The following is a 10,312-nucleotide window of genomic DNA, read 5'->3' as shown; positions in this document are numbered from 1 at the left end:
GATGAGTTTTTGAGGCATTTTCGCTTCTGTGATGAGGAAGATAGCGGGCTATCTGACGAAGAACAGGAGCGGAAAGGACCAAAAAATCGCCCAAAGCACACACGAAAAACGGATACATCAAGCCAAGAAAAACTTTTTGGAGAAATTCAAAACAGCTTCTAAAATATTTTTGTGGATGGTTTTCTGAAATGAATATCCGCTTTTTGCCTCTACATGGGATGTTGCGGATATTCAAATTTTATAACCTGTGATGAAAAATCCTCAACGCAAGGACAGCCGCGCAAGGTAATCGTAATGCTCGCCCTCCATCACCTTTTCTACCCGAAAACCATACGGAGTGGCGTATGCCGATAGGGTATCAAAATCAATGTAAAGCCAGTCGAACGGTTCTCCCTTTACCTTGCCATACTGCATCTGGAAGTCTACTTCACCATAATAATCAGCAGCAAGGTCGACGAGATAACTCCCGTCTTCATCTTCATACAGATAGCGAAGGTCAGTCGAATCCATCAGTACACATCCTCCCGGAGCCAAGAGTTGCTTAACCCTTGTGAGAAAAGCCGGCATATTTTTCAGTTTACCAATGATACCCGATCCATTCATCAGCATCAGAATGGTATCGAACCGCCCTGTAAATCCCATATCAAACACATTTGTCAGATAAGCGTCTATTCCCCGCTTTTTCATCACTTCCACCGCCCAAGGCGAGATATCAATAGCCAGGCTTTCTTTCCCCATCTCCTGCAAAACAAGCGAATGGCATCCACTCCCTGCTCCCACATCCAATATCCGCCCGTATGCCAGTTGCAAAGCCTTCTGCTCTAGCAAAGGCATCTGTTCCAAAGTGCGGAACAAATCCTTTACCGGCAATTCATCTTCATCAAATTGTGAGGAAAACACCCTTAACTTTCCAGCTTTCCCAGTTGTAAAATATTCGTAAATGGCCCGTCCCATCGGGTCCTTGTCTTCAGTCAACCTATGTCTTTTCATGATATGATTTCTAATAGTCAGGCAAACTTACACATTTTCTCCGGAAATCGGAACAGATTGTTTGACAAAATGTAAAAAACGGCTACTGGTGAAGCTGAAAGCAAAAAACGTCGCGGAATTTATCAACAAAGGGAAAGGACTATTCAAGCAATGCCGGATACAGACAACAGGAAAAAGGTGTAAAAGTGGATAAATACAAGTTTTTAGAAAAAATATTCGCTCAAAATGAATATTGTTTCCATATTATCTGTATATTTGCACCCGATTGAAGAATAAATATGCAGATGAAAAGCAAGAACAGCAGACTCGATTCCATCAAGATGATTATCTCAAGCAAAGAGATAGGCAGTCAGGGAGAACTTTTGGCAGAACTGGAAAAAGAAGGTTTCCAACTTACACAAGCCACACTCTCGCGCGACCTGAAACAACTGAAAGTGGCAAAAGCAGCAAGCATGAACGGCAATTACGTATATGTGTTGCCCAACAACACCATGTACAAACGCATGACCGACCCGCAAAGCGCATCGGAAATGCTTCGTCATACAGGGTTCCTGTCTATTGAATTTTCCGGAAACATTGCCGTCATCAAGACACGCCCCGGATATGCCAGCAGCCTTGCCTACGACATAGACAACAACCATTTTCATGAAATCATCGGAACCATAGCAGGCGATGATACCATCATGCTGGTCATGCGGGAAGGATGCACCCGTACGGAATTGAAACAGGCACTTGCTCATGTGATAGCGAATATCAACTTATAAAGAATAATCATACAGAAATGGACTCAAAACAAATAGACGTTATGGTGGCAGATGCTTCGCACGAAGCATACGTAGACACAATTCTGGATACCATCCGGGAAGCTGCCAAAGTGCGGGGCACAGGCATTGCCGAACGTACGCACGAATATGTCGCAACCAAAATGAAAGAAGGCAAAGCCATCATTGCCCTTTGCGGGGATGAGTTTGCAGGCTTTACTTACATCGAATCATGGGGAAACAAGGAGTATGTAGCCACTTCGGGCTTGATTGTCCACCCTAAATACCGTGGATGCGGACTTGCCAAACGAATCAAACACGCTTCGTTTACGTTGGCACGCCTGCGCTGGCCCAAAGCCAAGATATTCAGCCTGACCTCAGGGGCAGCCGTCATGAAAATGAACACCGAACTGGGATATGTACCGGTAACATTCAACGAACTGACCGATGACGAAGCGTTCTGGAAAGGATGCGAAGGATGCATCAACCACGAGATACTGATGGCAAAAAACCGCAAGTTCTGCATCTGTACTGCCATGCTCTATGACCCGGCACTGCATACAGACGATGAGCATACAAACTTCTGACAAATGAAGAATTAAGAATGAAGAATTACACATAATAAATATAGCCTTATGGAAGAAAAGAAAAAAGTTGTCGTTGCTTTCAGCGGCGGGCTGGATACTTCGTTCACCGTGATGTATCTGGCAAAAGAAAAAGGATATGAAGTATATGCCGCTTGTGCCAATACGGGCGGATTCAGTGCCGAACAATTGAAAAAGAATGAAGAGAATGCCTATAAATTAGGCGCGGTGAAATATGTCACCCTCGACGTAACACAAGAATACTACGCCAAGAGCCTGAAATACATGATATTCGGGAACGTGTTGCGTAACGGCACCTATCCTATTTCCGTAAGTTCGGAACGCATCTTCCAGGCACTTGCCATTGCCCGCTATGCCAACGAAATCGGTGCACATGCCATTGCGCACGGCTCTACCGGTGCGGGAAACGACCAAGTACGTTTCGACATGACGTTCCTGGTCATGGCTCCGGGAGTGGAAATCATCACCCTGACCCGCGATATGGCATTAAGCCGTGACTATGAAATCAATTACCTGAAAGAGCACGGTTTCGAAGCCGACTTTACCAAGCTGAAATACTCCTATAACGTAGGCATCTGGGGCACTTCCATCTGCGGAGGGGAAATCTTGGATTCGGCACAAGGACTGCCCGAAAGTGCATACCTGAAACAAGTCACCAAGGAAGGAAGCGAACTGCTGAAACTGGAATTCAAGAAAGGCGAGCTGTACGCTGTCAATGGGGAAGTGTTCGACGATAAAATCAAAGCCATCCAGCGTGTAGAAGAAATCGGAGCACCTTACGGTATCGGACGGGATATGCATGTAGGCGATACCATCATCGGCATCAAAGGACGCGTAGGATTCGAAGCCGCAGCCCCGATGCTGATAATCGGTGCACACCGCTTTCTGGAAAAATACACGTTGAGCAAATGGCAGCAATACTGGAAAGACCAGGTGGCAAACTGGTACGGCATGTTCTTGCACGAAAGCCAATACCTGGAACCGGTGATGCGCGACATCGAAGCCATGCTGACCGAATCGCAACGCAACGTAAACGGTACGGCTATCCTTGAACTCCGCCCCTATTGCTTCTCTACCGTAGGCGTAGAATCAGAAGACGACTTGGTAAAGAACAAGCTGGGCGAATACGGGGAAATGCAGAAAGGCTGGACGGCAGAAGATGCCAAAGGCTTTATCAAAGTACTCTCCACTCCGCTGAGAGCCTATTACGCAAACCATAAAGACGAAATGATGTAACACTAAACCAACAACTATGGAAGGAAAGAAACTCAGACGTCCACGCAATAGCAGAATGATAGCCGGTGTATGCTCAGGCATAGCCCGTTTTTTCGATCTGGATCCGACACTGGTACGGCTTATCTATGCATTGCTGACCGTCTTTACCGCTTTTGCAGGTGTCATCATCTATTTATTAATGTGGATTATCGTTCCCGAAGACAATAACTGAGTATGATAAAAGCTGGAATTATAGGAGGAGCAGGATATACAGCAGGCGAACTGATTCGCCTGCTTATCAATCACCCTGATGTGGAGATTCATTTCATCAACAGTTCGAGCAATGCCGGAAATAAGATTACCGATGTACACGAAGGACTGTATGGCGAAACCGATTTGACCTTTACCGATGCACTGCCACTGGATGAAGTGGATGTGGTGTTTTTCTGTACGGCACATGGTGACACGCGCAAGTTTATGGAAAGCCACAACCTGCCCGAAGACTTGAAGATAATCGACCTGTCGATGGATTACCGCATTGCCGCTGAAGACCATGACTTCGTATACGGTCTTCCCGAACTGAACCGCCGTACCATCTGTCATAGCAAGCACATTGCCAATCCGGGATGTTTCGCCACCTGCATTCAGTTGGGGCTGTTGCCCTTGGCAAAACATTTGATGCTGAAAGGTGATATCATTGTAAACGCCATAACCGGAAGTACGGGAGCCGGAGTAAAACCGGGAGCGACTACGCATTTCAGTTGGCGGAACAACAACCTGAGCATTTACAAGCCGTTCACGCACCAGCACCTTCCGGAAATATGCCAGTCGCTGAAGCAATTGCAGAACAGCTTCGATGCAGATATTACGTTCATCCCTTACCGCGGCGACTTCGCCCGAGGCATTTTCGCCACTACAATCATAAAGACGAAGGTAGAATTGCCCGAAATCGTGAAGATGTATGAAGACTATTATGCCGAAGACTCGTTCGTGCATATCGTAGAGAAGAGCATCGACCTGAAGCAAGTGGTCAACACCAACAAGTGCCTGATTCACTTGGAGAAGCACGAAGACAAACTCCTCATCGTGTCTTGCATCGACAACTTGCTGAAAGGCGCCAGCGGCCAGGCAGTACACAACATGAACCTGATGTTCAACCTGGAAGAAACGACAGGACTCAAGCTGAAGCCAAGCGCTTTTTAAATGAAGAATGAAGAACGAAGAATGAAGAATTTTCGTAAACGGCATAATTCGACATTGCATATCAAGAGCTATTTATTTGCTTTACGCATTGTACGTATGGTACAATATCTGCGCAATGAAAAACAAGAATTTATCCTTAGCAAACAAGTTCTTCGTTCGGGAACAGCTATTGGTGCTTTGGTACGTGAATCAGAATTCGCCCAAAGTCCAGCTGACTTTATTAATAAATTAAGCGTCGGACTGAAAGAGGCAAACGAAACCGACTATTGGCTCAATCTGCTATATGACAGTGACTATATGGATGAACAATCGTTTACCAGTATAGAAGAAGACTGCAATGAATTAATAGCCCTATTCGTTTCATCAATAAAAACAGTAAAAAATAACCAGAAGAAGAATGAAGGAAATACCCACTGAATTCTTCATTCTTCATTCTTAATTCTTAATTCTTAATTTAAATGAGACTTTTCGATGTATATCCTCTCTTTGACATTAACATTGTCAAGGGAAAAGCCTGCCACGTGTGGGATGACAAAGGACAAGAATACCTTGACCTGTACGGAGGGCACGCCGTTATCTCCATCGGGCATTCACACCCGCACTATGTGGAAATGATAAGCAAACAAGTTGCTATGCTGGGATTCTACTCCAACTCGGTCATTAACAAGCTGCAACAGGAAGTTGCCGACCGGTTGGGAGCGATGTGCGGCTATGACGATTACCAGCTGTTCTTAATCAATTCAGGAGCCGAAGCCAATGAAAATGCCCTGAAACTGGCGTCTTTCTATAACGGACGCACACGCATCGTTTCTTTCGGCAAAGCTTTCCACGGACGTACCTCGCTGGCGGTAGAAGTGACCGACAATCCGAAAATCATCGCTCCTGTCAACGCCAACCAACATGTTACCTACCTGCCGCTGAATGATACAGAAGCCATGAAAGCCGAACTGGCAAAAGGCGATGTCTGCGCCGTTATCATTGAAGGTATTCAAGGGATAGGCGGCATCCGGATACCCGATACAGACTTTATGAAAGCTTTGCGCCAAGCTTGCGACGCAAACAACACCGTACTGATTCTGGACGAAATCCAGTCGGGTTACGGACGAAGCGGCAAGTTCTTCGCTCACCAATACAGCGGCATTCGCCCCGATATCATTACTGTAGCCAAAGGAATCGGCAACGGTTTCCCCATGGGAGGCGTACTCATCAGTCCGAAATTCAAACCCGTTTACGGACAATTGGGCACGACTTTCGGCGGTAATCACCTGGCTTGTGCCGCAGCAATTGCCGTACTGGATGTCATAAAAGAAGAGAAGCTGATAGAAAATGCGGCAAAAGTCGGCACACATTTATTAGAAGAACTGAAGTGTTTCAAGGGCATCAAGGAAGTGCGCGGATGTGGTCTGATGATAGGGCTGGAATTTGAAGAGCCTGTTAAAGAGCTGCGTACGAAACTGCTCTTCGAGCAAAAAGTCTTTACAGGTGTAAGCGGAACCAATGTCATCCGTCTGCTTCCTCCTCTCTGCCTCAGCATGAACGAAGCGGATGAGTTCCTCACTCGCTTGCAAAATGCGATGAAAACAATAGGGTAATAAATTTGCATAGTAGCACTACATGTCTAAGGGAATGAAGTGAAGTATCTTCAATGTCTACGAGATGCTTCACTTCGTTCAATATAACAAAATAGAAAAATAAAGTTGTTTTCAATGGTTCAAAGATACTAATTTGAAAGCAAATCACAACATTATTCATCAAATTTCCTGTTCTTGAAAGTTGTTTTCAACGGTTCAAAGATACCAATTTAAGAGCAAAATCACAACAGGGAGGTGCGCGAGTGCGCGCCGAAACTATTGTTTCCAAGGGTTCAAAGCTACACTGATAGTATTTGCCATACCAGTCCTCGCATAATCCTAATATGCCAGGACTGCAGTCCTACTACCAATAGGACTGCAGTTTCTACTCCTCAACACAGCAGTCCTAATTAAGGAGGACTGAAAACAGAGTTATATGGAACGTTTCAAACAGCCATATGCATCGGGGTAAGTACCCCAGTCAAGCAGTGAAGCCGATGCGCCTCGCCAATGCAACCTTCGGGGCGTTTTCATAAAGGAAGGCAGGTTCGGCTCCGGCGACATCCGTTTCCTCTATCCAGCGGAACAATTCGGAGGATTCGGTGGAAAGCGGCAACGCCATCACCCGTTTCGCCATGCACTTCAAAATGCCGTGCTCTACCAGATTGTGTACCCAACGGCCGTTGCCGAAGTGCTCATCCTTATGCAAGACGGCTTTTTCTATCAGCTTCGCCAAGCGGACGTCTGCCGCCTCGCTCAGTTCGAAGTTACGCTCCGCCAACAAGTGCCGCGCCATTTCCGTCAATTCGTCCGATGTGAAGTCATCAAAGTGAAGGCGGAGCGGGAAGCGGCTGTCCAGCCCCGGATTCAAGCGGAACAACGCCTGCATCTGCATTTCATAACCCGCCAGGATGACTATCAGGTCGGGGTTCGGTTCGGAAAGAACGGTCATCAAAGCATGAATCACTTCCTTGCCGAAGTCGCGCGAATCGTCTTCGTGAACAAGTGTGTAAGCCTCGTCAATGAAAAGCACCCCGCCACGGGCCTCAGCTATCGCAGCACAGGTTTTTTGCTCGGTCTGACCGATGAACTCGCCTATCAGTTTCGCACGGTTCGTCTCTACGGTATGCCCACGTGAGAGCAACCCCATTTCATGGTAGATTTCCCCTATCAGGCGGGCAACGGTGGTTTTCCCCGTACCCGGACTGCCCAAGAACAAGAAATGATTACGGTTCTCTGCCGAAACTTCCAGCCCTAATTCCTTGCGGCGCCGGGTGAACAAAGCCATCGCGCAAGCCTCGAGCAGTTCGTCTTTCACCCGCGAAAGACCTACCATTTCTTCCAACCGCTGCAAGGCAGGTTTCCTTTCCTCGTCCTGTACTTCTGCCGCTTCCGGCATTTCCGTTTCGTCCGGAGAGAAGCCTTCAGGCTCCGTCTTCCTTTCGGTAAGAAGCGTTTCGGGCAGACGGAAACACGTGTCTTCATTCTCGAAGAGCGAGAAATAAGGGTAGTAATCAGCATTCAGCCATTCCATGGTCAGAGTGGCTCCGTGAAAAACAAATACCGTATCCGGAGCGATATGGGCGCCTACCAGATAACACACCCGCTCCAACAAGTGAAGGGAAAGCATATCATCATCCGCCCCGCTCACCTCGGTCAGCACGCATTCTTTCCCCCATTCCTCCTTAACGCAAGGAACCAATACCAACGAAGCGAACCGCTCCGCCCAATCGGCATCGCCCGTCACTTGAAGCGGAGGTACCGAAGCCCATGTCTTCGTTTCTATATTTTGCGTAAAGAGCCGGATTTGCTCCATGAAACGGACGATGAAATCCTCGTCAAGATGAAAGCCTTCCAAAACAGGCCACCACGACCGGAAAGCCAACCGCCCGGCAAAGAGCATTTCGGGCGAAGAAGGCTCCAGGCTTTCCAAACGGGCACTCGAATCAATGCCTTCGCCCGTGTAAAGAAACAATTCCGCTTTCCAGCTTGGAACGCCGTTGACATAAACAAAAGCCCGATACGTCCCGCCCGTCCAGGCATCGGATGAAGAGACTTCGAAATGCCACGTACGTATCGCCTTGCTTGAGGACGCCTGCCGGGCAGCGACACCCATCAGCCGGTAAGCGGAAGTATAAAGACGGACAGACAATTCACGCACGTCGCTCCGTCCTTTTGCAAGGATAATATCAACATTCAAACAATTTACAGCATATTCGGGAGCAGAAACCGCACTCCCCTCGGCGCGCCTCGCGCGAATCTGATGATTTTTCATATACAACAAAACAATGAAAGATTAAACATAAGAAAACAAAATTTGAATATCCGCAAACATCCCATGTAGGGGCGTATCGCATACGCCCGAATGCATCAACTAACCCATGCGGATATCTTCAGGGCGTATGCGATACGCTCCTACAAGGCTATTGGGTGGAATGCGGATATTAAAAAGCCCTTCTTCCCCATCCGGAAGAAAGGCAAATACACACGAAGCCAAAGAACACAACAACCCCTGCCGCTCTCCAGCGGTTGCCGATTCCATCACGTATGAAAACGCCATGCCTTGCCAAGCAAAAACATTCGCCCGACAAAAGCACACGTCATCCTCGCCCTTCTACGAAGAAGCGCTACGTGATAAACCGATTGTGTTGTGTCTTTGCATTGTTTTGTTGTTTTATAAAAACTGTTTTTGAATTTATCGCACGCTAATTGGGGGGATGAATCCTAAGATTTTTCCAATTCTTTAACCAGAAAGATAGCGTGCTATCTTACTTTCATCATCCCACGCAAAGGTATGGAAAAAGTTTGGACTTACCAAGCCAGACACCTTTATTTTGTCTGTCTATTTCCAGTCTTCTTTCCGCTTCTTGCATGTAGCGATAAGAAAGATTCCCAATAAAATAAGTGGAATACTTAGCAACTGTCCGATATTGAGCGTCATGCCTACCTCTTCGGCTACCTGCGGATTCTTCATAAACTCCAGTCCGAAGCGCGCGCCGAAAAATATCAACAGAGATACGCCCGTTATCAGCCCTACGTATTTTTGCAACTGATATTTATGATACATCACCCACGAAACGACCAATGCCACGAAACAATAGAGCATCTCGTAAATCTGTGTGGGATGACAAGCTTGAGCCAGTCCATTTTGGTTATACAATTCCTGCCACTCGCGCGAACGGACAAACTCGAATCCCCAAGGCAGAGTAGTAGGATAACCGAATATCTCCGAATTCATCAGGTTGCCAAAGCGGATGCACATACATACCACGGCTACGGCAGGTATCATCCGGTCGAAAAGCCACCAGACGCTTTTCTTGGTTACTTTCTTGGAATACCACACCAATGCCAGTATCAGGAGGAACACGCCTCCATGGCTGGCAAGCCCGCCTTTCCATATCTTCAGAATCTCTGCCGGATTGGCACTGTAATAGTCCCACTCGTAGAACAGGCAATGTCCCAGCCGGGCACCGACCACACTGCTTACAATGCAATATACAAAAAGCTTGTCTGCCCAATTGTCGGGATATCCTTCTTTCTTGAACAGGCGCGATACAATCTCGTACGCCAAAATAAACCCCAATCCCCACATCAGTCCATACCAGCGGAGTTCAATCTGTCCCAAATGTACCAAAACAGGATCTACATCCCATACTATGCTTGCTAACGTCATCGTCTTTTCCTTTTATGTAATTACAGTTGCAAAGGAACAAAAAAGCATCTGTTCTTCGGGCAGAAGTTCTGTTAAATTTTGAAACTATCCCTATCTTTTTGCCGGACTGGCAAATTATCGTTATATTTGTACTTGCATATATTTAATAATGTAGTACGATGAAATTCCCGATAGGCATACAGAGCTTTGAGAAAATGATAACAGAAGGATACTGTTATGTAGACAAAACGGATTTACTCTACCAACTGGTAAAGGAAGGTGTGATTTATTTCCTCAGCCGTCCCCGCAGGTTCG

General features: G+C 46.8%; 12 protein-coding genes. 8 read left to right on the top strand and 4 right to left on the bottom strand.

All coding sequences use genetic code 11. The features are described 5' to 3' along the window. Positions 1 to 261: 261 nt before the first annotated feature. Positions 262 to 990: a class I SAM-dependent methyltransferase gene (locus B5F71_RS17365; RefSeq protein WP_087212807.1), complete on the bottom strand. Its 729-nt coding sequence runs from the start codon at positions 988 to 990 to the stop codon at positions 262 to 264. Positions 991 to 1,274: 284 nt separating this feature from the next. On the opposite strand from B5F71_RS17365, the gene argR reads away from it, so the two are divergent. Genes argR through B5F71_RS17330 form a run of 7 tightly spaced genes read left to right on the top strand, consistent with a single transcriptional unit; the run spans position 1,275 to position 6,366 of the window. Beyond that, on the top strand, positions 1,275 to 1,754 hold the full coding sequence (gene argR, locus B5F71_RS17360) for an arginine repressor (RefSeq protein ID WP_022039047.1): 480 nt from the start codon (positions 1,275 to 1,277) through the stop codon (positions 1,752 to 1,754). A gap of 17 nt (positions 1,755 to 1,771) precedes the next feature. Continuing rightward, positions 1,772 to 2,338, top strand: a complete 567-nt coding sequence (locus B5F71_RS17355) for a GNAT family N-acetyltransferase (protein ID WP_087212804.1) — start codon at positions 1,772 to 1,774, stop codon at positions 2,336 to 2,338. Between the two features lie 48 nt (positions 2,339 to 2,386). Beyond that, positions 2,387 to 3,592, top strand: a complete 1,206-nt coding sequence (locus tag B5F71_RS17350; RefSeq protein WP_013618751.1) for an argininosuccinate synthase domain-containing protein — start codon at positions 2,387 to 2,389, stop codon at positions 3,590 to 3,592. A 16-nt stretch (positions 3,593 to 3,608) separates the two neighbouring features. Then, the gene (locus B5F71_RS17345) at positions 3,609 to 3,803 is read left to right on the top strand and encodes a PspC domain-containing protein (RefSeq protein ID WP_022039049.1); all 195 of its coding nucleotides are present in this window, start codon (positions 3,609 to 3,611) and stop codon (positions 3,801 to 3,803) included. A 2-nt stretch (positions 3,804 to 3,805) separates the two neighbouring features. Then, positions 3,806 to 4,774 (top strand): N-acetyl-gamma-glutamyl-phosphate reductase, encoded by a 969-nt coding sequence (gene argC, locus B5F71_RS17340; protein WP_087212799.1) that lies wholly within the window; start codon positions 3,806 to 3,808, stop codon positions 4,772 to 4,774. Further along, a complete protein-coding gene (locus tag B5F71_RS17335) occupies positions 4,775 to 5,191 on the top strand; it encodes a four helix bundle protein (RefSeq protein WP_087212796.1) in 417 nt (138 codons plus the stop codon). A 41-nt stretch (positions 5,192 to 5,232) separates the two neighbouring features. Continuing rightward, the gene (locus B5F71_RS17330) at positions 5,233 to 6,366 is read left to right on the top strand and encodes an aminotransferase class III-fold pyridoxal phosphate-dependent enzyme (protein ID WP_022039052.1); all 1,134 of its coding nucleotides are present in this window, start codon (positions 5,233 to 5,235) and stop codon (positions 6,364 to 6,366) included. Positions 6,367 to 6,826: 460 nt separating this feature from the next. Here B5F71_RS17330 and B5F71_RS17325 read toward each other — a convergent pair whose 3' ends face one another. The 3 genes from B5F71_RS17325 to lgt form a co-directional block, all read right to left on the bottom strand. Further along, on the bottom strand, positions 6,827 to 8,545 hold the full coding sequence (locus B5F71_RS17325; RefSeq protein ID WP_241148644.1) for an AAA family ATPase: 1,719 nt from the start codon (positions 8,543 to 8,545) through the stop codon (positions 6,827 to 6,829). A 174-nt stretch (positions 8,546 to 8,719) separates the two neighbouring features. Then, entirely contained in the window at positions 8,720 to 8,887 is a 168-nt protein-coding gene (locus B5F71_RS20470) for a hypothetical protein (RefSeq protein ID WP_158098136.1), read from the bottom strand. 300 nt (positions 8,888 to 9,187) lie between these two features. Next, positions 9,188 to 10,018, bottom strand: coding sequence for a prolipoprotein diacylglyceryl transferase (gene lgt / locus B5F71_RS17315; RefSeq protein WP_022038612.1), 831 nt, complete (start codon positions 10,016 to 10,018; stop codon positions 9,188 to 9,190). 158 nt (positions 10,019 to 10,176) lie between these two features. Between lgt and B5F71_RS17310 the strand changes: the two genes are divergently transcribed. Next, the coding region (locus B5F71_RS17310) for an AAA family ATPase (RefSeq protein ID WP_158098135.1) at positions 10,177 to 10,312 on the top strand (136 nt) is incomplete at its 3' end.

Origin of the sequence: Bacteroides sp. An269 (assembly GCF_002159755.1) — a bacterium.
In the GTDB taxonomy this organism is placed as follows: Bacteria; Bacteroidota; Bacteroidia; order Bacteroidales; family Bacteroidaceae; genus Phocaeicola; species Phocaeicola intestinalis.
Note: the sequence above shows the minus strand (reverse complement) of the source record. Positions and strands in the feature narration are given on the sequence as shown.

Excerpts from the sequence above, each read along its gene's own strand:
- argR (WP_022039047.1), top strand. The coding sequence starts at position 1,275 with ATGAAAAGCAAGAACAGCAGACTCGATTCCATCAAGATGATTATCTCA.
- B5F71_RS17345 (WP_022039049.1), top strand. The coding sequence starts at position 3,609 with ATGGAAGGAAAGAAACTCAGACGTCCACGCAATAGCAGAATGATAGCC.
- argC (WP_087212799.1), top strand. The coding sequence starts at position 3,806 with ATGATAAAAGCTGGAATTATAGGAGGAGCAGGATATACAGCAGGCGAA.
- lgt (WP_022038612.1), bottom strand. The coding sequence starts at position 10,018 with ATGACGTTAGCAAGCATAGTATGGGATGTAGATCCTGTTTTGGTACAT.
- B5F71_RS17330 (WP_022039052.1), top strand. The coding sequence starts at position 5,233 with ATGAGACTTTTCGATGTATATCCTCTCTTTGACATTAACATTGTCAAG.
- B5F71_RS20470 (WP_158098136.1), bottom strand. The coding sequence starts at position 8,887 with ATGGAATCGGCAACCGCTGGAGAGCGGCAGGGGTTGTTGTGTTCTTTG.
- B5F71_RS17335 (WP_087212796.1), top strand. The coding sequence starts at position 4,775 with ATGAAGAATGAAGAACGAAGAATGAAGAATTTTCGTAAACGGCATAAT.
- B5F71_RS17355 (WP_087212804.1), top strand. The coding sequence starts at position 1,772 with ATGGACTCAAAACAAATAGACGTTATGGTGGCAGATGCTTCGCACGAA.
- B5F71_RS17350 (WP_013618751.1), top strand. The coding sequence starts at position 2,387 with ATGGAAGAAAAGAAAAAAGTTGTCGTTGCTTTCAGCGGCGGGCTGGAT.
- B5F71_RS17365 (WP_087212807.1), bottom strand. The coding sequence starts at position 990 with ATGAAAAGACATAGGTTGACTGAAGACAAGGACCCGATGGGACGGGCC.